General features: G+C 49.9%; 24 protein-coding genes. 21 read left to right on the top strand and 3 right to left on the bottom strand.

All coding sequences use genetic code 11. From position 1 onward, the window contains the following. Positions 1-10: 10 nt before the first annotated feature. The 12 genes from AWM70_RS12545 (at position 11) to AWM70_RS12490 (ending at position 12,840) form a co-directional block, all read left to right on the top strand. On the top strand, positions 11-283 hold the full coding sequence (locus AWM70_RS12545; protein ID WP_068696887.1) for a WXG100 family type VII secretion target: 273 nt from the start codon (positions 11-13) through the stop codon (positions 281-283). Between the two features lie 101 nt (positions 284-384). After that, the gene (locus AWM70_RS12540) at positions 385-1,146 is read left to right on the top strand and encodes a vWA domain-containing protein (RefSeq protein ID WP_068696882.1); all 762 of its coding nucleotides are present in this window, start codon (positions 385-387) and stop codon (positions 1,144-1,146) included. Positions 1,147-1,167: 21 nt separating this feature from the next. Further along, positions 1,168-1,452 carry a hypothetical protein gene (locus tag AWM70_RS12535; RefSeq protein ID WP_068696878.1) on the top strand — a complete coding sequence of 95 codons (285 nt, stop codon included), beginning with the start codon at positions 1,168-1,170 and terminating at the stop codon, positions 1,450-1,452. Between the two features lie 52 nt (positions 1,453-1,504). Beyond that, positions 1,505-2,914, top strand: coding sequence for a protein kinase domain-containing protein (locus AWM70_RS12530; protein ID WP_151208749.1), 1,410 nt, complete (start codon positions 1,505-1,507; stop codon positions 2,912-2,914). Beyond that, positions 2,848-3,738 carry a hypothetical protein gene (locus tag AWM70_RS12525; RefSeq protein ID WP_169823379.1) on the top strand — a complete coding sequence of 297 codons (891 nt, stop codon included), beginning with the start codon at positions 2,848-2,850 and terminating at the stop codon, positions 3,736-3,738. Before AWM70_RS12530 ends, AWM70_RS12525 begins: the two co-directional genes overlap by 67 nt. A gap of 3 nt (positions 3,739-3,741) precedes the next feature. Beyond that, positions 3,742-4,017: a WXG100 family type VII secretion target gene (locus AWM70_RS12520; RefSeq protein ID WP_068696869.1), complete on the top strand. Its 276-nt coding sequence runs from the start codon at positions 3,742-3,744 to the stop codon at positions 4,015-4,017. Positions 4,018-4,030: 13 nt separating this feature from the next. Then, positions 4,031-4,366 carry a WXG100 family type VII secretion target gene (locus AWM70_RS12515; RefSeq protein WP_068696867.1) on the top strand — a complete coding sequence of 112 codons (336 nt, stop codon included), beginning with the start codon at positions 4,031-4,033 and terminating at the stop codon, positions 4,364-4,366. Between the two features lie 11 nt (positions 4,367-4,377). Then, the gene (locus AWM70_RS12510; protein ID WP_068696864.1) at positions 4,378-9,159 is read left to right on the top strand and encodes an RHS repeat-associated core domain-containing protein; all 4,782 of its coding nucleotides are present in this window, start codon (positions 4,378-4,380) and stop codon (positions 9,157-9,159) included. A gap of 15 nt (positions 9,160-9,174) precedes the next feature. Next, complete coding sequence (locus tag AWM70_RS12505) at positions 9,175-9,576, top strand: hypothetical protein (protein WP_099093085.1); 402 nt, start codon at positions 9,175-9,177, stop codon at positions 9,574-9,576. Between the two features lie 317 nt (positions 9,577-9,893). Then, positions 9,894-11,111 carry an RHS repeat domain-containing protein gene (locus tag AWM70_RS23900; protein ID WP_472461957.1) on the top strand — a complete coding sequence of 406 codons (1,218 nt, stop codon included), beginning with the start codon at positions 9,894-9,896 and terminating at the stop codon, positions 11,109-11,111. 1 nt (position 11,112) lies between these two features. Then, the gene (locus tag AWM70_RS12495) at positions 11,113-11,541 is read left to right on the top strand and encodes an SMI1/KNR4 family protein (RefSeq protein WP_068696861.1); all 429 of its coding nucleotides are present in this window, start codon (positions 11,113-11,115) and stop codon (positions 11,539-11,541) included. 441 nt (positions 11,542-11,982) lie between these two features. Continuing rightward, entirely contained in the window at positions 11,983-12,840 is an 858-nt protein-coding gene (locus AWM70_RS12490) for a hypothetical protein (RefSeq protein ID WP_068696855.1), read from the top strand. Here AWM70_RS12490 and AWM70_RS22805 read toward each other — a convergent pair. Next, complete coding sequence (locus AWM70_RS22805) at positions 12,803-12,964, bottom strand: helix-turn-helix domain-containing protein (protein ID WP_418303215.1); 162 nt, start codon at positions 12,962-12,964, stop codon at positions 12,803-12,805. The two genes, AWM70_RS12490 and AWM70_RS22805, sit on opposite strands and share 38 nt — an antisense overlap. Positions 12,965-13,182: 218 nt before the next feature. On the opposite strand from AWM70_RS22805, the gene AWM70_RS12485 reads away from it, so the two are divergent. From AWM70_RS12485 to AWM70_RS23265, 3 genes are all read left to right on the top strand, one after another. Continuing rightward, positions 13,183-13,959: a recombinase family protein gene (locus AWM70_RS12485; protein ID WP_068696851.1), complete on the top strand. Its 777-nt coding sequence runs from the start codon at positions 13,183-13,185 to the stop codon at positions 13,957-13,959. A 121-nt stretch (positions 13,960-14,080) separates the two neighbouring features. After that, complete coding sequence (locus tag AWM70_RS12480; protein WP_068696849.1) at positions 14,081-15,322, top strand: IS110 family RNA-guided transposase; 1,242 nt, start codon at positions 14,081-14,083, stop codon at positions 15,320-15,322. A 447-nt stretch (positions 15,323-15,769) separates the two neighbouring features. Then, positions 15,770-16,042, top strand: a complete 273-nt coding sequence (locus AWM70_RS23265; protein ID WP_151208748.1) for a hypothetical protein — start codon at positions 15,770-15,772, stop codon at positions 16,040-16,042. Positions 16,043-16,053: 11 nt separating this feature from the next. On the opposite strand, the gene AWM70_RS12475 is transcribed toward AWM70_RS23265, so the two are convergent. Both AWM70_RS12475 and AWM70_RS12470 read right to left on the bottom strand, forming a co-directional pair. Further along, positions 16,054-16,914, bottom strand: a complete 861-nt coding sequence (locus AWM70_RS12475) for an IS3 family transposase (RefSeq protein ID WP_151208713.1) — start codon at positions 16,912-16,914, stop codon at positions 16,054-16,056. A gap of 23 nt (positions 16,915-16,937) precedes the next feature. Further along, on the bottom strand, positions 16,938-17,228 hold the full coding sequence (locus AWM70_RS12470) for a transposase (RefSeq protein WP_068693238.1): 291 nt from the start codon (positions 17,226-17,228) through the stop codon (positions 16,938-16,940). A 172-nt stretch (positions 17,229-17,400) separates the two neighbouring features. Between AWM70_RS12470 and AWM70_RS22795 the strand changes: the two genes are divergently transcribed. The 6 genes from AWM70_RS22795 (at position 17,401) to AWM70_RS12445 (ending at position 23,477) form a co-directional block, all read left to right on the top strand. Further along, positions 17,401-17,586 (top strand): phosphoribosylamine--glycine ligase, encoded by a 186-nt coding sequence (locus AWM70_RS22795; protein ID WP_237167704.1) that lies wholly within the window; start codon positions 17,401-17,403, stop codon positions 17,584-17,586. Between the two features lie 535 nt (positions 17,587-18,121). Beyond that, the gene (locus AWM70_RS12465; RefSeq protein ID WP_068696846.1) at positions 18,122-18,619 is read left to right on the top strand and encodes a DinB family protein; all 498 of its coding nucleotides are present in this window, start codon (positions 18,122-18,124) and stop codon (positions 18,617-18,619) included. 57 nt (positions 18,620-18,676) lie between these two features. Beyond that, a complete protein-coding gene (locus AWM70_RS12460; protein ID WP_068696844.1) occupies positions 18,677-18,880 on the top strand; it encodes a zinc ribbon domain-containing protein in 204 nt (67 codons plus the stop codon). Between the two features lie 318 nt (positions 18,881-19,198). Beyond that, positions 19,199-20,185 carry an SseB family protein gene (locus tag AWM70_RS12455; protein ID WP_068696842.1) on the top strand — a complete coding sequence of 329 codons (987 nt, stop codon included), beginning with the start codon at positions 19,199-19,201 and terminating at the stop codon, positions 20,183-20,185. A gap of 366 nt (positions 20,186-20,551) precedes the next feature. Continuing rightward, complete coding sequence (locus AWM70_RS12450; protein ID WP_068696840.1) at positions 20,552-22,042, top strand: protein adenylyltransferase SelO; 1,491 nt, start codon at positions 20,552-20,554, stop codon at positions 22,040-22,042. Between the two features lie 337 nt (positions 22,043-22,379). Beyond that, entirely contained in the window at positions 22,380-23,477 is a 1,098-nt protein-coding gene (locus AWM70_RS12445) for an MBL fold metallo-hydrolase (protein WP_068696837.1), read from the top strand. The last annotated feature ends 446 nt before the right edge of the window (positions 23,478-23,923 follow it).

Genomic DNA, 23,923 nt, shown 5'->3' with positions numbered 1-23,923 from the left:
GGATTTTGGAATGGCACGTATTTTAATTACACCTGAAGAGATGGATAATGTAGCAAAGCAATTTAGTTCAGCAGCAGATCAAAGCAGGGATATGGCAAGTAAATTGAATTCCACGATTCAATCGATGCAGGGACAATGGGAAGGCATGACACAGCAAAAGTTTTTCCAAAGATATGAGACAGACAAGAAAAACATGGATACATACATTAACATGCTGAAAGATGTTTCTACCGAACTGAACAAAATTGCTGAACGCTTTAGAACTGCGGATCAACAAGCCTAAAACAGACGGTATAAGGGGTAGGGCCAGGTATTTATACCTGGTCTTTCCTATATTTATCTTAACTGCTTGAAAGAACTTGCTTAAAGGAGACGCGATTGGTTATGAGCTATCAAATTCAAGCAACCGCTGATACCCCTGCTCTCATTATTTATCTGCTTGATATAAGCGGGTCTATGACCCTGGAATTTGAAGGCAGACGGAGAATGGATGTGCTGAATGAAGCGTTGAGAACAGCGATCCGGCAGATGGTATACCGTTCCACTAAGGGCTCGAGGTTATCTCCCCGATACCGGATTTCTATTCTGGCTTACAGTGATGAGGTGTATGACTTACTCGATGGAGTCAAATCAATCGACCGGATTTCAAACAGCAGTAACTTGCCGGAGCTTTATCCCAGACGATTTACAGATACAGCTAAAGCATTCAGACAAGCTGAGAAAATCTTGCAAAGCGAACTGCCAAACCTGCGGGATTGCCCCGCTCCGCTTGTCTGCCATATTACGGACGGGGTTTATACGGGCGAAGATCCTGAGCCAGTTGCAGAACGAATTAAAGCTATGTCTGTAGCGGATGGAAATGTGCTGATTGAGAACATATTTATGACGGATGAAGCGGGTGTCGGAAGGATCAAGGACATCAAGGCCTGGGGAGGAATGATGCCGGACAGTTTTGCAGCCGATCCTTATACGGAGAAACTTAAGCGAATGTCCTCTGTTCTTCCTGAATCGTATAGGGAACTGATGGTTGAATCCGCCTATTCCATCCGCCGAGGGGCATTAATGATGCTGCCTGGCACAAGCTCGGATTTAATATCACTTGGATTTCAAATGTCCGCATCAACACCTGTTAAGACATTTATATAGGAAGCAAAGGAGGAGATCCGATTGAATGAAACGCTTCTGACGCTAGTCATTGATTCTTTGGGGAAATCCGTCGATTTGCTGCTGCCTTCCGATTTATCTCTTCGGGAAGTGCTGGAGGAGGTGCTTCCAAGACTGGAGGAATGGGGGCCGTATCCATTTTCGGAACAGGACTATAATTGTTTCCTTAGCGATGGAGGTCCGGAATGGAAGCCGGCTAATCTTGATCAAACCTTGGAAGAACAAAAGGTTGGGGACGGCTGCCGTCTACGTTTGGAGAAAAGACAGAATTTTTCAACAAGTGCCTAATTATTGAAATTGGCTCTGCAGTTTGACTACGAAATAGAGAGGGAGGCGCAAATTGTTTCCACCAGAAGAACGTACGGTTTCATTATCCATAATGGAGAGCAGCTACGAATTGGCCGAGCATCCGCTTGTCTCGGGAATTCCCTATGGCCAGGAAGGCCGGCAGGGCACCGTATATAAGCTGATTAGGACAGAGGATGGGTTGCCGTTTGCATTAAAAGTATTCCGTCCTTCTTACAGGGATCCGGCTCTTGTTAAAAAAGCGGCCGAGCTAAACCGCTATGCCGAGCTTGAAGGTCTGAAAGCTGCTTCTAGAGAGGTTATTGATCCGCAGAACAGCAAAGAGCTGCTGAGCCGTTACCCAGAGCTGTTATACGCTGCAGTAATGCCTTGGATTGAAGGGAGTACCTGGAACGAAATAATCAGCCAGAAGCAGGTTCTCTCCGTTCATGAGTGTATGGATAATGCCGCTGCTCTTGCGGAAACGCTGACCAAAATGGAAGAGCACGGTTTAGCGCATACAGATCTTTCCTCTTCTAATCTAATGCTCTCCACAACATCTGATGGAATGAACATACAGCTGATCGATTTGGAGGACCTTTACGCTGGAGGTGCTTCCGAGCCGGACGAACTTCCGGCAGGCGGTGATGGGTACAAATCTCCAAGCATCCAGCTGGAATCGGCTTGGGGAGCTCAGGTTGACAGATTTCCAGGCGGTCTGCTGCTCGCAGAGCTGCTGGCCTGGGCAGATCCGGACATTCGCGAGAGCAGCTTTGGAGACAGTTATTTTGCTCCCAATGAGATTCAGCAATCCTGCGAACGCTATGAACGGATGGTTCGGACGCTGCTCAGCTTATATGGGCCGGGTATGGCCGGTTTATTTGAAAGAGTGTGGTCGGCTGAACAGCTGCAGCAATGTCCTTCTTTTGCCGAATGGTCGCTTGCTCTAATGGCTGCACAGAGACAACTGGACGAATCCCTTCAATCTCTTCAAGAAGAGGGAGAGCAAGAAGAGAAGGGACAACAGCAACAGGAAACAGCAGACTTATTGGAAGAAGGGCATTCCTATGAAGAAGTCTCTGTATCTATGGGAGAACAGGAAGAAGACCTGCCTTGGGAATCTGCAGAACGTTTTCCGGATGAAGAGGTTAGAAACAAGCTGGACAAAGCAAGAGAATTGGAGAGACTAGGGAAATGGCCTTCTGCGTTATGGGAATATGGCCGTTTAATCGAATATTTTCCGAAGCGGTCCTCCTTAAGAAGAGAAATTGAAATGGTTATGGATGCGATTCAAGACAAACTGGACAGCAGTGAAGGAGAAGCGATTCAAGGCGGGGTCGTCCAGCAGATTCAGCGCCAGGCCGCAACCTTCCAAGAGGAGTCGGCATACAGGAAGCTTTGGATGATATTAAGTGCTGCAGCCGGTGTGATTCTAGTTGTGGCTGTGGTGGTTTATCTGCTCTAATTTGCACAGAGGGGGAAAAAACAATGACCCAACAGGAAGAAGTGACATTCAGGCTGAGCGTAAGGGAGTTTTTCTTCTTAACGAACATGCTTGGTATTCATTACATAGCCGGATTTAAGGATCCATTTCGGGGATACCTAGTCGAGGAACTGGAAGAGGAATACGAAGCCGTTAAACGAGGGCTTGTCGAGCGGGGATTCTTAAGAGTAATAGAGGGCCAGAAGGATTCTTTTGAGATGGACGAGCTGCTCGGCGTCTGTTTGACCACCTGCGGCTCAAATGAAGCTGTATATGTAAACAAAAGAATCAAACAGGAGGGGGACTACGAAGCGTTCCTATATTTTACTCCAAATTTGGTAGTTGAACGGACTTGGGACGAGTTAGAAGGCGAAACGGTATTAGCTCCTGTAGCGAGTGCAGAGTTGTCCTTAAATCTGCTGGCTAAATTTTTCCCTTTGACGTTAAAAGGGGCAGTTTCCTTTCATGCCAATTTACCTGATATGAGGGAAGTAAATTGGGCCTTGCTTTCTATGGAAGAAAAACAGCAGCTTCTGCTTGATAAGCGAGTTGATCCGGAGCGAGTGAATTATTTCGTAAGCTTGGAGAAGAAAGCCGAGCGCCGTGGGTCCATGGTGTACTGGACAAGGGCGGGAAGTTACTGGGAGCAGGAAGAATATCATTATTTACAGAAAGGCCAGGACATGCTGATGATCACCAAACCTGGGGGACATGAGCTTAGGATTGAGACTTATAATCCTGCCGTTATTTTAAAGTCGCTAGAGAAGCTGGCAGAAAAATTTGATTTGGTTAACAAGGGGGCGTAAGGAATGGCAAGTCGTATCAAAATTGAGCCGGAACAAATTCAGCGCATCGGAGAGCGTTTCTTGGAATGCTGTGAACAAAATCTGGCTATGGCGAAAGAATTGAAAGCCCTGATAGATGGGCTGGGTGGTGACTGGGAGGGAAAGACGAGGGAACGATTTTATACTTCATATCAGGATGCCCACAAACAATTGGAGAGTGCATCAACCACGTTGAAAAGTGTGGGTGACGAACTGAAAGCTATAGCTGAAAGATTCAAGAAAACAGATTTAAGTACATAAAGGAGAGGGTCATATGCCAATTCGGGTTGATGTAGGGATCTTGGAAAGTATAGCTAGACAAGTGAGATCCGGCAGCAGACAAATTTCGGATGAGGGCAGGAGGGTGAATAGCAGCGTCCAGGAGATGACTTGGAAAGGAAATGCTTATCAGCGGTTCATTGCCGATTATCAGACCACTTATACGAAATTGAACCGGACTGTTGACCAAATGGAATCATTTGCCGACTTGTTGGAGCGAGTGGCGGAAGCCTTCCGACAAGCCGATTTGGAAGAGGATCGCAGAAGGGCGGAGCAGGAACAGCGAGAACGCGAAGCAAGAGCTAGAGCCAGAGCGAATGTGCAGAAGTAGGAGGTAGCGGTTTGAAGATTGAAGTGGATGTTTCAGATCTGAAGCAAACCGGCAAAAGCTTAAAGACAGCGGCGAATGAAATTGAGGAAATCCGGTCCGGCTTGCAGCGGGCGATGAGCCGTTTGACGATGGAGAGCCGGAGCAGGTCCAACATTGAAGGCACTTTCCATCAGGTCAATCAACGGTTAAGCGAACTCCAGGAAGAGCTGCAGAGCCTGTCGGCATTATCCATCCGCAAAGGGGATCAATTCGCTGATGATGACGCCTACGGGCAGCAGGTGAAGAGCAGTAAATGGTGGAAGGTGTTTCAGACCGGCGTGAGCCTTGCGCTCGACTTTGTTCCGATTATCGGGAATGCCAAAGGATTAGTCGAGGCCGTGACGGGCCGGGATTTGATTACTGGCCAGAAGCTGGCCGCCTGGGAACGAGGGTTAGGGGTGTTGGGGCCGTTCGGTAAAGGCGTCAAAACCGCTGCCAAACTGACCCGTTTCGCCGATGAAGCCATTGAAGGTGTCACCTTTGTAGCCAGACATGCGGACGATGCCGCCGATTTCGTGAAGCAAGCGGACAAAGCGGCTGAAGCTGGGGAAGGGTTAGCCACGGCCGAACGGGTAGACGACGCGGCCAAAAGCGCCAGCACAGCGGCTGCTGCTGACCGTATGACGTTTGCAGGACGAGGGAGCGGCACGGGGAAAGCGGAGAGCACAGCGGCTGCTGCTGCTCAAACGGCGGACGGATTAACTGCCGCAGAAAGAGAAGCGGCTACGGGTCTTGCTATCGGCGGTGCGGGTACCGCCGCTGGTGTGCTTGCCGGCGCGGCCTCCCAATCAGGAAAAGCCGCCCATATGGCGGAGGAGGCTGCCGGAGCAGGGAGGAAGTCGGCTCAGGAACTGGCGGCCGGCACGGGTTCGGCCAAAGGAGCCGCTTCGGTATCGGCCTCAGCGGAGGTCAAGCAGACCCAGAATCTAACAGTACGGAATGCGAACAGCTTGGTGGATGACCCGATTCATACCGGTACCGGCGATCAGCTGATGGAGAACAAGGTGCTGCAGCTGTACGGAGCGGCAGCATGGCCGATCTTGATTCAGTACCATTCCGGTCTGCTGCAGGAAAGTGAGATGGGGGTCGCATGGACCCATAACTATGCGCTGTCCTTGGACATCGAAGCCGCGGAGTCCGAACCTTCCTCCCTTATCGTTCATTGGAACGCAGCGCGGCAAAACCGCTTTGAGCTTCACGAAGACGGCATCTACCGCTCTAGAGATCTGGATGTGCAGTGGGACGAGCTGCACCGATCGGAGGACGGCTTTCAGCTCAAGACCCGGGCGAAGCAGGACCGCTTTGATTTTACCCCCGAAGGCAAACTGATCCGGCACCGCAATGCGGAAGGGTTCCAGCTGCGCGTGGCTCATAACGAGCAGGGAACGGTTGAGCGGTTAACGGATGTGATTACGGGGAGAAGGGTTTCTTTTCAATATAACGAAGGCGGCTTGTTAACGAAGATCCAAGATGAAGCCCGCTCCGTCCACTTCGAATACGACGACAGCCGGCATATGATCCGGATGCTGGACGCCAATGGCCATACCACGGACATGACCTATGATCCGGAGGGCCGGCTGCTGTCGTTGGCGGTGGAAGGCGAAGTGCAGTTTGAGAACACCTTTGATGCTGAACACCGGATCATTGCGCAGACGAACCCGGCTGGACGGGCTTCCAGGCTGCACTATGACACCGAGTCGCAGCCCGGTTCTGTTGTGACGACCTTTACCGATGCGTTAAACCGGCAAACCCGATATGTACACGATGAGCGGTATTTGCTGGCGGAAGTGGAGTATCCGGATGGCCGCTGGCAGCGGTATACCTATAACGAAGCCGGCCAGGAAACGGAATGCGTTTACTCCGACGGCCGGACGGAACAGAAAACGTATGATGAGCAAGGACGGTTGATCCGGTTCACGGATGCGTTAGGATACGTCACGCAATTCGGTTATAACGAACAGCACCAAGTGATACGGGAGATCAACGCGGAGCAGCAGGAAACCACGTATACCTACGACGGCTTAAGCCGTTTGATCCGGGTTACCCGGCCGGATGGAAGTTATGCCGAAAACCGCTATCAGGAAGCTGGACAGCTGGCGGCTTACCGTGATTTCAGCGGAGCGGTGAGAAGCTTTCTGTACGGCGAACACGGCGAATTGGCCGGCTGGGAAGATGCGGAAGGCCGGCCTACGAGGGTCTTCCTGGATGAGGCCGGCCGTATCTCCCTGCTGGAGGACGCAGCAGGAGCCCGGACGATCCGTGAGTATGACGGCAAAGACAACTTAATTTTGACTCGGGACGCTCTCGGGCACACTTGGACGTCTGATTTTGATCCGACTGACCAGCTGCTGCAGCGTACCGATCCATCTGGCGCGGTGACGACGTATACCTATACCCCGACCGGTCAACTGGCGAGTCAAACCGACCCGCTAGGACACAGCATCCAGTACGAATATGACGAAGCCGACCGTCTGGTCGCGCAAATCGATCCGGAAGGCCGCCGGACCGAGCTGGCTTACGATGCGGGCGACCGGCTGACCTTGGTTACCGATCCCCTGGGACGGACAACGAGCTACCATTATGATGCGGCTGGCCGCCTGGATCGCGTGACCGATGGGGAAGGCCGCACCGTTACCGAGCTGACCTATGACGCTTTAGGCCGTCCGCTTGCGGTGACCAACGGGCTTGGTCATACGACCCGGTACCGGTTCAATGCGCTGGGCCAAGTACAGGAAACCGCGGATGCTGCGGGCCGCACTGTCCGCTATAAATACGATGCAGCCGCTCGTCTGGTGGAGGTCGTGGAAGCGGAGCAGGCTGTATACCGGCAGGAGTTTGACGGCGAGGACCGGCTGACCGCCTACGCAGACGCCAACGGCAACCGGACCGAGGTTGGTTATGACCGTTCCGGACTGCTCATCGAAGAGCGGAATGCCGCAGGGCAGGCTATTCTGTACGGCTACGACCCAAGAGGGTTGCTGGCGACCCGCACGAATGCGAGACAGCAGCAGACGCATTACCGGTATGACGCAGCAGGCCGTCTGATTGAACGCTCCGATGAAGCCGGAGAGGTGAAGCTGAGCTATGATGCAAATGGCCGCATCACCTCCTTGAGCGAAGGGGAAGCGGAAATGACCCGCAGCTACGATGCCGCGGGCCAGGTGCTGTCGAGCACGGATACTTTCGGGAACACCCTTCGGTATGCCTATGATGCTTCAGGCCGCCTGACCGAGCTGACTTACCCGGACGGCAAAGCGGTCCACTACCGCTACAATGCTGCGGGTGAATTGAGCGAAGTGAAGGACTGGCGCGGACGGCTGACCCGCTACCGGTACGACCAGAGCGGCAAGTTGATCGAAACGAACCGGCCAAACGGAAGCCGGGAGAAACGCAGTTACGATGTCGCCGGCCAGCTGATCCGGTTGTCGGACCAAACTGTGCAGGGGATTTTGCTGCAGAAGTTTGATTTTACCTATAATGAAATCGGGCAGATCATCCAGGAAGAAGACCGGCAGTACACGTATGACCAGTTCCGGCGGTTATCCAGCGGGTCTTCCAGAGGCCGCATCACCCGCTACGCCTACGATCTGGGCGGCAACCTGACGGAAAGCCAGGGAGCAGAAGGGCAACAATCTTTAGCCTTCAGCTATACGGCAGATAACCGATTAAAAGCGATTGGCGACTATCCGGTTGAAATGGATGCAGACGGCAATCTGCTGTACCAGAGCGATGGTGAAGGGATGGCGGCTTACGAATACGATGCCCGGAACCGCTTGGTGAAATCCGGCAAAGCACGGTATACGTACAACGCACTCGGCAGCCGAACCTCGCTGACCTGGAGAGGGAAAACGACGCATTATGTCGTGGATGAGCAGGGTGAACTCAGCCGGGTACTGATGGAAGTAGGCGAAGGCGGATCGCCGAAAGCTTATTACGTCTATGGACTGGGCCTGATTGGCCGGGAAGACGCTGACGGGAACTATGTCAGCTACCACAGCGATATCCGCGGCAGCACGACACTGCTGACGGATGAACAGGGATGCGTCACGGACCGGTACACCTACGGCCTATATGGCGAATTGGAGCAGCATGAAGGAACCAGCAGCCAGCCGTTTTGTTATAACGGGCGGGATGGTGTGATGACCGACCCGAACGGTCTCTATTATATGCGGGCGCGTTACTATGACCCAAGTCTGAAACGCTTTTTGAACCGGGACGTGCTCCGGGGGGATCTGACGGACGGGCAGACCTTGAACCGCTATGCCTATGTGAACGGGGATCCGGTACGGTATGTGGATCCGCTGGGCTTGTGTAAGGTAGAGGGGACGGGTAATCTTTTAGATAAGCCTACCGCCGGGGATAATATTGGAAGTAATTTAAGACCTCAGGGTGCGGGTAAAGCAGATGACTTTGCTAAAGAGACATTCTTACCCGATGAGTATTACAAAAACAATTATGCCCCTATGCAAGGTACTCCGGGGGCTAGGGTGGATTTTAGCCGATTAGGTTCAAGTGGTCAGGTAGAGGATTCTAGAGTAATTTATGACCAAGCAGGTAAGCAAAAATATAGAATTGATTATACCGACCATGGGAATTCGTTTCATCACACTGACCCCCATATGCATGAGTACATTTATCAAGATGCCGGGAAAAGTATTAAAACTGAAATTAAATATTTTGTTGAACCTTCCACAGGTAGACTGAGACAAGGCATAATTGATGAAACAAGAAACAAGATAAAGTTTATTGATTAGTGAGGGGGAAGCTTTTTGACTGCTATAAAAAATTACGAGACCATAACAGAAAAGTTAAATGCACTTGGTTCATGGATGTTTAAGGAAATAGTTGGGATTGATTATACTGTTGATATTGATTTCGAAGATAATTATACGACTTCACTAACTCTTTCATTTCTTGTCTTGGTTATTGAAACAGGCCACCGATTCAAAATGAAAATCAGATACCTTAATGTTTCTGACTTTAGTGTGAGAAAAATGACAAATCTATACCTGACGAGAAGCTTGATAATACATGATAGAAAAGAGTTAGGGTGGGAAATGAATCAACGATACCATGTTCATGATGACAGTGGATATGGCGAGAATGATGGATATAACTTTATTGAGTTTTACTGTAGTTCTATGGAAGCTGTTTCATTAGAAGAATTTTAGTTTTCAAACCTTGATTGGCTTCAAGGCTTTTAAAGTTTCGATAATTCTGAGGCTCGGTTCTTCGGTTAAAGAAGCAGGATGATTTACCACAACCTTGAATAGCTTCGGCTTTTCAAGGTTTCTTTTTTAGGTGGGGTTACCCAGTACCGAGTGAATCTAACATTCAACCAATAACCAATTAACCCATGTAATACTCGTAAAAAGATTAGGATGGACGCACATCAATACTTGAAATCGGGCAGATCATCCAGGAAGAAGACCGGCAGTACACGTATGACTAGTTCCGGCGATTAAGCAGCGGATCCTCCAGAGGCCGCATCACCCACTACGCCTACGATCTGGGCGGCAACCTGACGGAAAGCCAGAATTCGGGCGAAGGAAAAACCTTAGCTCTCAGCTATACGGCAGATAACCGATTAAAAGCGGTAGGCGACTATCCGGTCGAAATGGATGCAGACGGCAATCTGCTGTACCAGAGCGACGGTGAAGGGAAGGCGGCGTACGAATACGATGCCCGGAACCGCTTGGTGAAATCGGGGAAAGCGCGGTATACGTACAACGCACTCGGCAGCCGGACCTCGCTGACCTGGAGAGGGAAAACGACGCATTATGTCGTGGATGAGCAGGGTGAACTCAGCCGGGTACTGATGGAAGTAGGCGAAGATGGATCGCCGAAAGCTTATTACGTCTATGGACTGGGCCTGATCGGCCGGGAAGACGCGGAGGGGAGCTATGTCAGCTACCACAGCGATATCCGCGGCAGCACGACACTGCTGACGGATGAACAGGGATGCGTCACGGACCGGTACACCTACGGCCTATATGGCGAATTGGAGCAGCATGAAGGAACCAGCAGCCAGCCGTTTTGTTATAACGGGCGGGATGGTGTGATGACCGACCCGAACGGTCTCTATTATATGCGGGCGCGTTACTATGACCCAAGTCTGAAACGCTTTTTGAACCGGGACGTGCTCCGGGGGGATCTGACGGACGGGCAGACCTTGAACCGCTATGCCTATGTGAACGGGGATCCGGTACGGTATGTGGATCCGCTGGGCTTGTGTAAGGTAGAGGGGACGGGTGAAACCTATCGCCACCTCAAGGATTATGAGAACAATAAGTACTTTACAAGAAGCATAGAGTATAATGCAGGTAAGGATGGAACAGGATTCACCTACAAGGTTTACCAACGTAATGATATTGATTGGAATATGGTAAGAACTACAGGTGCTAGAAAAGGGCGAGGCTTAACAAATGCAGAAGCCGCCGCAAAACATGGTCTCGCCCCAATACTAGATGATGCAGGTAGTGTGGCGACTTTGCACCATTCACAACAAAAAGGGATTGGACCATTATTCGAAGCATCAACAAGGTATCACAATATTAGTAATGCCAAAAGAGCACCATTGCATCCGTATAAGGGGAAACTTAATCCTTTTTACCCTATGGATGAAGCGACGAGAGAAGCCTTTCAAAAAGTAGATTCAATAAATTATTGGAAACGAAGAGGACTTAATGAATTAGGAGGTAATTAAATTGGCTAATCTTCCTGACAGACTTGAAGAAATTCTTGCGGATGAGACTTACGAACGTCAAAATAAAGGCGAAGTACAAGATGCGATAAACCGATTGGGTGTAACTGTATCAGAAACTTTTCTTGAATTTTATGGAAAATATACTGGGCCTTTTTGGGAAGAATCTGTTCCTTTTGAGTTGTTAGATATTGTAGAGGATACTAATACTATAGAATCTTACACCGTGATTTCCCGTAAGGAGTATGAATTTCCAAAACAATATCTTGTACTAAGTGAGATGTCAGCTAATGCTGTACTTGTCCTCGATACTATTACAGATAAAGTGTACAAGGTGAATTTTGAAGGTGGAGATGAGTTGTTGAAGAAAGGTGAATTGAAAGAAACATGGTCAACCTTCTACGATTTTTTAGTTGAATATTTCAATTGTTAAGATTAAGTATCGGTGGTGGGCTACCCAGTGCCGAGTAAACCCATCATTCAACCAATAACACGAATAACCCATGTAATACCCGTATAAAGATTTCGTCATTTCGGTTGTACGTACGTAAGGCTTGAATTTTATACCCTAAATAACGCTATTCCGTTACATTGAACAGGTCGATTATGGTCAGATACCACCATGATTGACCTGTTTTTGTTATCTTCGTTTTCTTGCGGATTTTTCAAAACAAACGCAACTTTATGATTAGATACCCCGATGGATATATTGTCGAAAGCATCGCACCAATTACACAGGATAGTCCGACCACTATATTGTCAGGACTTAACTGAACAAACGGGAAGGTCATGTGTGAAAGGCTAGCCACCAATTCCCTCATTCCTATAATACAAGCGGCAAATCCGTCAAAAGTTTTGCTGGGTGGGGAAACGCATGAATAACGTACAACTTTCCATCGATAAAATCGCTGTTGAATACCATGGAGTGACGGTCAATTTCTACAATCAACTGGCACTTTCATTTCGAGATTGGTTTGATATTAAGCCTGCCATACGATACAAGGGCTATGTCTATCATTGGAATCTAGCCCTTGATGATGCGTACCTTTACTTACGGTATCAACCTTGGTGGCAGAAGAAATCAAGAAAGTACAGCCTTCAAATTGAAACCCATCCTGACCACTTAGTAAAGTTTCAACAGTTGCTCGATGCTCTGTATTGCCATACGCAGAAGGTTTCTTTCTCTCGATGTGAGTTAGCATACGATATTCCGTATCCGATGAGTAATGTGTTCATTGCATCCAATACGGGGCGGAATATGAATGTCTATGAGGGGAGTCGATACTTTGGTCGGAAATTCGAAAGCAAAGACCATGCGTTTTGCCGCAACTATGATAAAAAGGCAGAACGGAAGGCGAAGGGGATTGAAGAAGAAGGGGAACGCACAAGGGTGGAACTGGTTTATAGAGCTGATGAGAAAATACCCTTGGAGAACATCATCCAATTTCCCCCAAGGTTCAATGACTACTACACTTGTAGCGTTATTACTGACTTGCAAGCAGTTCGGGCGGAAAAACGAGCCATGATACTGGCATTACAGCATGGCTTAATGACCCCCGATGAACTAAGTAAGCATCATCGAGCGTCCATTAAAGAGTTGATGTCTTTGCAAAATCCAGTTGACTTTGATGTTCTTGCGGCAAAACACTGGGTGGATATAATGACGATTCCATGTGCTCTCATCTGCGGCAAGATTAGTCATCTTCCAATACAAGAAGTTCGTTCAGGCTGATATTAAGTGTTCGGCATATCTGTTCTAACGTATCGAAGTAAGCCGAATTTACTTTATCAGAGCAGAGATGGCTTATCGTATTTGGGCGGACATTTATCAAACGAGCCAATTCTCGTTGAGACATTCCCCGTTCATTCAGTATTGCTTGAAGTCGTACCCGAATAGGCATTTACTTTCCCTCCACCAATGTATCGCATTACAGTTACGATGATAAACTAAGTATTTCTTAGACTATAGCATCGTAATCCTATTTACTGCAACGGTAATGCGATATATAATTAATTTGTATCTGTGTAGCGTTACGAAAATCAGAATTTCTGTAACGGTGGGGGAGGAAACAGTATGAATGTCATCGGTTACGTCAGAGTATCTACGAGTGGTCAAGCCAAAGATGGCTACAGTTTAGCGTACCAACAGGATGAAATCCGCTCCTATTGTCAGGAGCAAGGATGGAATCTGATGAACATATACAGCGATGAAGGTATTAGTGGTGCGAAGGTCGATGAAGAAGACCTTAAAGTGGACAGAATTGGCTTTCAGAGCATGTTAGCCGCCCTGTCTACTCGAACCATTGATTCAGTTATCGTCCTCAATACAAGCCGTTTATGGCGGTCTGACATTGTGAAAGTGTTGGTGCATCGGGAGTTCAGGAAGCATGGGGTGGACGTTCAAAGCATCGAACAGCCGACCTATAGCATTTACAAGAAAGACCCGAACGACTTCTTAATTAACGGTTTAATGGAACTGCTTGACCAGTATCAAAGGCTCGAAATCGCCCTCAAGCTAGGCAGAGGGCGTTACAAGAAAGCAGAGCAGGGCGGCTATGCCGGAGGGAGAGCCACCTTCGGCTACAAGGCTAAGAAAGGTCAGAAGTACATCCAAGTGGATGAAAGCCAAGCCCGTACCGTCCGCAGAGTATTTCAGCTAAAGCAAGAACATCCGGCATGGTCATTGACCCAAATTGCAGAAGCGATGAATGAAGAAGGCTTTACTACGCAACAAGGCAGACTGTTTACGAAAGTGCAAATCAAACGAATCTTGGACAAACGTGATTTTTATAGCGGCACATACCGCTATGGAAATATAGAAGCTGATGGCTTGCATGAAGCCATACTGTGACAAGTATGGAGTGGAGAGGCTTGCGTCCCGTTGCGAACCGTAAGGTTAACGCTTGAACTGAGGTTGCCCCCATTCTTTACCCATCACGATTAAAAATCCGTACACAGGGGTGATTTCTTTTATGCACTACAAAATGCGTCATGTTTACGTTGGTTTAGACCTGCATAAAGCCCATCATACAGCGGTTATCATCAACTGTTGGCATGAGCGGCTAGGCGAAATCCAAATTGAGAATAAGCCATCTGCCTTTGACGAGTTGATGAAGTTCGTGAAGAAGCATACGCCAAAAGGAATGACCCCTGTCTATGGATTAGAAGATACGGGCGGCAACGGCAGAGCATTAGCCGTTCACCTTGTCGAGAAAAAGCAAATCGTCAAGGAAGTTAATTCCGCCCTGTCCTACAATGAACGTAAGAGCAATGCAACGACTCAAAAGAGTGACAGTTGGGATGCGTTTTGCATTGCAAAGGTTCTGTTTGCAAGGCTCGATGACCTGCCGGATGCGAATCCGCAGGACATTTACTGGACTATCGGGCAACTGGTGGCAAGAAGGAACTCTATCGTCAAACATGCCGCTACGCTCAAAAACCAACTTCATCAACAGTTAAGCTATCATTATCCGTCCTACAAGAAGTTCTTCTGCGACATTGACGGGAAGGCGGCTCTAGCCTTTTGGGAGAAGTACCCTGCTCCGTATCACTTAGAATCGGTGGGGGCTGAGGAACTAGCGTCATACCTTCGTAAAGCTAGCAATAACACCTGCTCTACCCGTAAAGCAGAGGAAATCTTGGAACTGGTGAAGAAGGACGGGGAGACGAAAAGGAACTACCAAGCGTCAAGAGACTTCTTAGTCGTAAACATGGTACAGGATATGAAGCGGAGCAGAGAACTAATTAAGCAGACGGAAGAACAGCTTCGTCAGGTACTAACCGAGACGGACTATAAATTAGATTCGATGGACGGTATTAGCACCGTTACAGCGGCGGAACTGATTGCCGAAATCGGAGACATTGGCCGCTTTCCTAACGCTGACAAGCTAGCCCGTTTCGCCGGAATTGCTCCTATTCGCTTTAGTTCGGGCGGCAAGGGCAAAGACCAAGCAAGCGGACAAGGAAATCGGGTGCTGAACGCCATCTTCCACAACCTAGCCGTTCAGCAAATCCAAGTCGCTAAAGGTGACAACAAGAAGCAACGGAATCCTAAGTTCTACGAGTATTACCAACGCAAGCTAGCAGAGGGAAAGACCAAGAAGCAAGCCCTTATATGCGTCATGAGAAGGCTTGTAAACATTATCTACAGCATGATGAAGCACAAGACGGAATACAGGGCGGCGGCAACTCTAACAGAGCGTCAAGCAAGCTGATATAATGGTGGTAATTGGTAATCCAGTTGCCACCTTCTTTATTCCCAAGTTTAAGATTACTACTTAGGGGACGGGAAATGCTCCAGTTCCTACAAAGCCGGGTGGGGGAAGCAATCCTAGTGATTTTGTTAACCCACACTCTGAAAAGCATATGTATGACCCAAGTAGGCCATCAACTCCAAATCGTTCACAATATGGTGAAGATGTTGATGTTGGGAAATTAAGACAAGAAACAATGACTAATCCTGATAAAGCATATTCAAACTGGCCAAATCCTAATAACCCTAATAAGCAAAGAATAACCAAGTATTATAAAGAGTTTGACGGGAACATTAGTACACCTGACACTCCGACAGGAAGTCACCGGGTCTTTGAAAACTTGGATGACCCTACAAGAAGTTCCCACTTCCCTTATGTTCCAAGAAAATAAATATTGGTGGTGTTAAGATGAATGGCATGCTATATCATGCTTACTTGCCCGAAGGTCATGAACATTATGTTTCCAAGGAAGTGATAATGTTGGGCGGTATAAACTATACAACAAAATCAAATAACCGATACAGCAATGGTGGCAGGGTCAAACTTGATGTAACTGAGCGGTTTAGACCTTTGAATACACCAAATTGGGTTGATTTTAGAGAAGCAATCGGTGTTGATATGGTTAATCGGTTTACAAGGTGGAGTTGTCAAAAAAAGTGCAGTTTGAAAACACACTCATGAGAACCCCATGATTAAGCTGCCTGTGACAGCATTCTTTCGCGATAAATAGCTGGGGGCCATCCCCCTGGATTAGAGGTGTAAACCCTCTGTCTGTTGTAATAGACCATGATGTATCGGAAGATAATCGATTTCATATAGGCCATCGGGTATTGCTCGGTTTTGATCTTATATAGCTTTTCTTTCTTTAGCGTAGCAAAGAAGCTTTCCATTCTTGCGTTGTCATAGCAGCGCCCTGTGCCGCTCATGCTTTGAACGACATCTCGTTTAGCCAGACACGCTCGGAATGCGTGGCTCGTGAACTGGCTGCCTCGGTCGCTGTGATAAATCATTCCACGAGCATTTCTGGCCCTGCAGGCATTCTCAAAAGCTTGGATGCAGAGTTCCTTACGCATGTTGTCATCCATGGCCAGACCCACGATCTCCCCATTGAAACAGTCCAATACGGCGGACACATACAGCTTACCGTCTAAACAAGGCACTTCTGTGATATCCGATAGCCACTTCTGGTTGGGGGCTGAGGCGCTGAAGTCTCTCTGGATCAGGTTCTCGCTCTTTTGAGCTGCCGCATCCTCACGTGTAATGCCGTTTGGATGACGCCTCACTTTCTTCAGCAGACCGTGCTTCTTCATGATGCGATAGACGGTGCTGTAGCTGGTCACGATCTCTTTTTGCGCTAGAGCCAGCCTAATCCGCTGGGCACCGTAATTGCTGTTGTCTTCATATTCTTCGATGATTTCTTTGATTTTGACCAGAAGGCGTTCTTGCCGCTCTCGTTTGGGTGTGGGCTTCAAGCTGCGGTAATAGCCTGATTCGCTGACAGCAAGTACTTTGCACATCTCTTTGACGGTCCATCGATCCCGTCGTTCACGGATGTAACCATAGAGCTGGCATGCTTTTAGCGCTTCCGGTCTTTTGCGAAAAAACCAAGTGCGTCCTTGAGAATTTCATTCGCACGACGCAACTCGCTGTTTTCTCTTTCTAATTCGATTTCACGCGTAGTCTTATTGGCAGATGCATAAGCGCGACCACTTCCGATATGCGCTCCATCACCGTGCAGGGTTCTTCGTTTCCTCCAGTCCTGCAAGGTGTGGTAGGCTACGCCTAACTGCTCGGCCGCTTTCTTGGGCCCGATCTCATCGCTTAACCTTACCGCTTCTTCTTTGAATGCTTTGTCGTACCGATTCATTCTCGCTCATCCCCTCATTAGCTTTCATTTTATTTCATACGAGGGTGTTTTTCGACTGCATTTTTATCGTAGCACTCCAAGGTCATTTTGCTTTCCTGAATTTACAAGTAAAATCTTAGTTTTTGATGGGGATATTTCTTTATCCATTTATGACCAAGCGTTTTATGAGGATTTGAAGGATACTGATGAGGAAGCACTTAATTTTGAAACAGGCGAAAGTTTAGAACACTGGGTAAAACTGTATTGGGATAGTTTGATGACACTTGATGAATACAAAGGAAAGAAACCCTATCCTAAACCGGAAGTATTGGTTTTTGAACCAGTTCCTAAAGAGATTATCCAAGTATGTGAAGAATAAATAATGTCGACCTTGATTGGCTTTATGCCTTTCAAGGTTTCTTCTTTTGGAGGGGGTGGGTGACGAACGAATCTAACATTCAACCAATAACACATATAAGCCATGTAATACCCGTATAATGATTTCGTCACTTTGTTGTACGCACATCAATGCTTGAATTTATACCCTAAATAACGCTATTACGTTACATAGAGCAGGTCGATTATGGTCAGATACCACCATGATTGACCTGTTTTTTGTAATCTTTGTTTTCTGCGGTTTTGAAATTAAATGCAACTTTGCGAATAGATACCCCTATGGGTATGGTGTCGGGATCATCGCAACTAAATTTTAAGATAGTCCGACTATTAATGTTGATTCGCGTACCTAATGGTAAGTGGGGACAAGCGCCTTGGTTAGAACCAATTACGAGAGACTACCTCAGTTTGGACTGGGCGGTGATACAATGGTGGTTACATATTTATATCATTTTTGCGTTTCCAATATGTGTTAATATAAAAGCAGGTATAATTTCAATAAGGAAGTGAGGTAGCCGATAGTGAAACAGCTAATCCTTGGAGATGCTAGGCATGAGCTGGCCAACACCCGTCGCATACTAGAGAGCTTGCCCAATGAACATATGACGTGGAAGCCGCACTTAAAGTCGATGACATTAGGTAGCTTGACTACACACCTGGTAAATCTGCTGAACTGGCAAATTGCAATTTTTCTTTCCCCTGAACTGGATCTTTCAACCGTTCCGATGAAAAGGGAACCTTTGGCAACATGCGAAGAAGCGCTGGAGGAATTTGACGTTAATGCCGCTAAGCTTGAAAAATTGCTGGACGAATGCGGGGAGGATGAGCTTGCCGCAGAATGGACCTTGCGAAACAGCGACCATGTGATCTTTAGCCAGCCGCGGGCTCTTGCGTTTCGAACATTCGGATTAAGCCATATGATCCACCATCGAGCTCAGCTCGGGGTGTATTTGCGTCTGCTCGATATTCCATTGCCGGGGATGTACGGTCCCACTGCCGATGAGAAGGGCATTTAACGAAGAAGCAGCGCGTACAACTGCGTTAAACCTAACAGTGATGGAGGAAAGAAGGGTATGGGAGAAAAGGGATGTATCAAATGCGGCAGTCATGACGCGAGAACGAAGGAAGTGGCCATGACCGGAACAGGGCTTTCCAAAATGTTCGATATCCAGCATAATCAATTTATTGTGGTCTACTGCGCGGATTGCGGTTATTCCGAATTTTATAACAAGCAGTCTTCGGCGGGCTCGAATATTCTTGATTTGTTCTTCGGTTGATTCAACCGGATACAAGTTCAGAGCCATGCTAAATTTTCAAACAATAATGAAAGAACACACCAAACAAGCCCCCGGCTAGCCAGGGGCTTGTACTACGCCTAAGCTTACTCAATCAGCCCCGCCAATTCGTCCAATACTCGCATTGCTACCATGGAACGAGGCCGGTGAGCATGAGGATTTCCTTCCAGGACCATTTTTCGAGGAATGGTTTGAGGTTCTCTTGGCGCAGCGGAAGGGGAAGTAAGTGGCTTTTGCTTGCCGTAGATGAGCGGAAATAAGTTATACTGTACTCAAACAAGGAGAGAAGTGGGGTGCCGGATGAACGAGGAACGGAAAGACGAGATCGGGCGGAGGTTTTTGTTAACGCCAGAGATTTCGCAGGAAGAGCTCGGAGGGCTGGAAATCCAGGAACTGATTTTCTTAGTGCATACCGCCAAGCGGTTTAAGGTGGAGGAAGCTTTTCCGGACGTATATCTGGACGAGCGGATTAAGGGGATTACAGGCGTGCTGCTAGACAAGATTAAGCATGCCGATACGCTGTATCTCGCTTGCGGCAAGACAACCGGTTATCCTTATGTAGATGGGGAAGACCGGGTCTGGATGTTCTCGCAGGAGGCCTATGCCGCGAACGCGGAGGATTATTTCCGGCAGCAGCAGCTGATGCTGGAGATGAAGCCTATCGGCGGGGAGGAGGTGCTGAGGACCTTCGGGGAGTTTCATATTCTGGGATTACCGAAAATTCTTGTGGACAACGGGCAGTATCACATCGAATTGAACCGGGATGACATCATGCCGCCGCCGGATTGGACCGGAACGCCGGAAATCAGCGTTCCCGTCACAAATCCGGGGCTGCAGCGGGCGATGATCCGCTTCTTCCAAACGCTTCATGCGCCGACAGGCGATCAGGAAGTCCGTGGGCGGGAGCTGGACGTACTGGAAGCGGAGATGCTTGATGAGATTTTGCAGGCGAGGTATTTGCTGCCCATGCAGTTGAAGGAATCCGATCCTTCGCCCGCGGATGAGCAAGGCATAAAAACGTTGAAGGAAGGGACCGTCATTCAATTCGGCGTATTAAGCGCGGAGGACGGTTCGGCTTGGCTCCCAGCGTTTACGGACTGGCTGGAGTTCGAGAAGGTTTACGACAAAACGGTCTGGAGCAGCAACATTGCGGCTTATGACGACCTGCTTGCGGTGTCTGGGAACATGGATGGCATCGTCCTTAACTGCAGGGGCATCCCGCTGCCAATCGACGCGAACAATCAGGAGCGGATCGAGGCTTTCCGTCAGAAGCGAGGCTTGAAGTAACAGAAGTCCGCAGCAGCTTGCTGTAGTAGCTCGCTGCAGCTCTTACCGTTGTATAAATCGTTCGGATTTGGCACAACCTTCCTGGTGAAAGTCATTCGTTCAAATCAGAGATGGAGGTCCATCCGGGTGATATCGTTTTGTCCTGATAGTTTCAAGGAAACTGTCGGGAAATACAGGCCGTTTGACCTCGCTTTATGGCGTACGGACAGCGGAGCGTCGGATAATCCGGCAGACGTGTGTGAAGCCAGCAGGTTCAGTGAGGAACGCACTTCAGTTACGTCGTTACGCGCCCTCACCCAGCATATTAATGTAATCACGTCCTGCGGGAGACCGGCAGGACGATAACGGATAACGAAGGAGAAGCTGATGAGCCAATCAAACCAAAATTCACAAACCGGATGGAATTTCGATAACACCTATGCCCGTTTGCCGGAGTTCTTCTTCACGAAGCAGGAGGCCAAGCCGGTCCGGTCGCCGAAGCTAATCGTGCTGAACGAATCGCTCGCGGTGGAGCTTGGCTTGGACCCCGCGGAGCTCCGAAGCGAAGTGAACGTTGCCGTCCTTGCGGGGAGCGGGCTGCCGCCGGGAGCGGAGCCGCTGGCCCAAGCTTATGCGGGCCACCAGTTCGGGTATTTCACGATGCTGGGGGACGGCCGGGCCCTGCTGCTCGGAGAGCAGATCGCGCCTGGCGGCGATCGCTTCGACATCCAGCTTAAGGGCTCCGGCCGGACGCCGTATTCGCGCGGCGGCGACGGGCGCGCCGCGCTGGGCCCGATGCTGCGGGAGTATATCATCAGCGAGGCGATGCACGCGCTGGGCATTCCGACGACCCGCAGCCTGGCAGTGGTGACCACCGGGGAGACGGTGGTCCGCGAACAAGGCTTATGCGGGGCGATTCTCACCCGCATTGCCGCCAGCCACGTGCGCGTCGGCACGTTCCAATACGCCGCGCAATTCGGCGAGCCGGCGGACGTCCGCACGCTCGCCGACTACGTGATCCAGCGCCACTACCCGCAGCTGGCCACTCTCGCCGATACCGGCAAGGACGGGTGCTATCTGGCGCTGTTACGGGAGGCGATCCAGCGCCAAGCCTCCCTGATCGCCAAGTGGCAGCTCGTCGGGTTCATCCACGGGGTAATGAACACCGATAACATGGTCCTCAGCGGCGAGACGATCGACTATGGGCCATGCGCCTTTATGGACGCGTATGATCCGGCGACCGTATTCAGTTCCATCGACCGTCAGGGCCGCTATGCCTACGGCAATCAGCCGTCCATCGCGGTATGGAACCTGTCCCGGTTTGCCGAGAGCCTGCTGCCGCTGCTGCACGACGAGGAAGAGCAGGCCGTCCAGCTGGCTGAAGAAGCGCTTAAAGGCTTCGCCGGACAGTTCGAAGCGGCATGGCTGCAAGGCATGCGGTCGAAGCTGGGACTGTTTGATGAACAGGCAGAGGATGCCGTCCTCATCAAAGACCTGCTTGACCTGATGCACCAGCACCACGCCGATTTTACCAACACGTTCCTCGCTTTGACCTTTGGCCGTCTGGAGGAACCGGCGATGGCCGGCGCCTCCGAGTGGTCGGATTGGCTTGCGCGGTGGCGGGCGAGACTCGCCGGGCAGACGGAGTCCCCAGAAACCGTCCGCGAGTTGATGCGCCGCAGCAACCCGGCGGTGATCCCGCGCAACCACCGGGTGGAGGAAGCACTCGAAGCCGCTGTAGAGCGGGACGATTACAGCGTGATGCAGCGCCTGCTTAAGGTATTGGCGCAGCCTTTCGCCCATACGCCGGAGCAGGCGGAATTCGCGGAGCCGCCGGCGGCGTGCGACCGGCCTTACCGCACATTTTGCGGGACGTGATCGGTCGGCAGGCCCGTAATTTTTATGAACCCTGAGGAGTTCCCAAGTTCCCCTAACAATCTATTCTTAATAACTGAAATTACATCCTAATCAAATCAGTTGTCATGTTCCCCCTAACTCTTGTAAAGTTATTCGCTGCTAAGAGCCGTATCTGAACTGTACCCCCCATTGTTAGTCACACTTAACAATTGGGGGTGTGGTTCACCAACGGCTCTTTATTCATGTGCCGGCCCGAGTTCCAGCATGTCTGCATTTGGCAACGTCCCCCGCCATGCAGTATACTCTGTTTGAACCAACCCATCATCCACTCTTCATGTAGGAAAAGGCGGTATTTTACATGTTTATCGTATTGATTGTTGTATTAGCTCTCCTCATTGGCATTACCTTGTTTATCAGGCTGAATCCGTCCTTTGGCGGAACAGCTTCGGCAGCCAATAGAACGCGTTACGCGCAGTCCCCTCAATGGCGGGGCAAAAAGTTTGCCTACACGGAGCCAACCTCTTCCTTCCAGCCTTCGTCGGGCAACATGGTTTCGTTGCTGCGGGACTACCTGCGCGGCAATCCGCGGGTCCGGCCGGACCGGACGCTGCCGATCGTGAAACTGGGGCGCGAGGCGCTGGAGGATCGGGACCACGATAGGGTGGTTTGGCTTGGCCATTCGGCGCTGCTGCTGCACCTTGGGGGCAAACGTCTTCTGCTTGATCCGATGCTGGGCCTGTCGTCTACACCGGTTCCTCCCTTCGGCGGCAAACGGTATAACCGGCAGCTGCCGGTTGAGCCGGAGGACTTGCCGGAGATCGATGCGGTGATTCTGTCCCACGACCATTATGATCATTTGGATTACGGCACGATCCGGAAATTAAAGGATAAAGTAGGGCGCTTTTTCGTTCCGCTCGGTGTCGGCAGCCACCTGGAACGGTGGGGCGTAGAGCCGGGGCGGATCAGCGAGCATGACTGGGGGGAGGAGTTTGACTGGAATGGCTTGCGGCTCGCCTGCACGCCCGCCCGTCATTTCTCGGGCCGGGGGCTGGCCAACCGGGATGGCACCTTGTGGTGCTCCTGGGTGATCGCGTCCCCCGAGCGGAAGGTTTTTTTCAGCGGAGACAGCGGTTATGGCACGCATTTCAAGCAGATTGGCGAGAAGTATGGCCCTTTTGATCTGGCCTTAATGGAGTGCGGTCAATACGATCCGCGTTGGAGCGACATTCACATGCTGCCGGAACAGACGGTTCAGGCTCATATGGACGTACAAGGGGGCGTGCTCGTTCCGATCCATTGGGGGGCATTCACTTTGTCGCTGCACGATTGGAACGATCCGGTCCGCCGCGCGAACGCCGAAGCCCAGCGCCAAGGCGTGCCCATCGCCACGCCAAAAATCGGCGAGCCGGTCTATATCGGAGATCCGGACTACCCTACGGAGACCTGGTGGGACTAAACAGTGTATGGCTGCATTGGAATTTAGGCCGGTCATGGCGCAAGCGCCACGGTTGCTGGCAGGCAGCAAAAGCTGGTAGTTTAGCTGCTCCGCGTCAGGCGGCAAGCGATAAGCGCTAAACCAACAAGAAAGCGGCTTTGTGCGTGGGCGCCTGGGACTGTCCTCTGTTTGAGGCTGGAACTAAAGTATCTTTCGAGTTTTAATCGGCCAGTTGTCGGAAGCGAACCGGCGGCTTGTATGGTTTAGTATGGTTTAGTTTGGTTGTTGGATTTGGTTGGGATTAGGATCGAGTTATAGAGAAGAGGCGAGCCTGTTGGGCTCGCCTCTTCCGCTTAGGGTGGGGAACAAAAGGATGAATGGTCAGCCCAGGAACAGTTCTTTAATAAGGATAAGGGAAGCAGCCCGCCCAATTTGGTTCCTCTGCATGAATGGGTTTTAAACTGCCC

The organism is Paenibacillus yonginensis (assembly GCF_001685395.1).
GTDB lineage: Bacteria > Bacillota > Bacilli > Paenibacillales > Paenibacillaceae > Fontibacillus > Fontibacillus yonginensis.
Note: the sequence above shows the minus strand (reverse complement) of the source record. Positions and strands in the feature narration are given on the sequence as shown.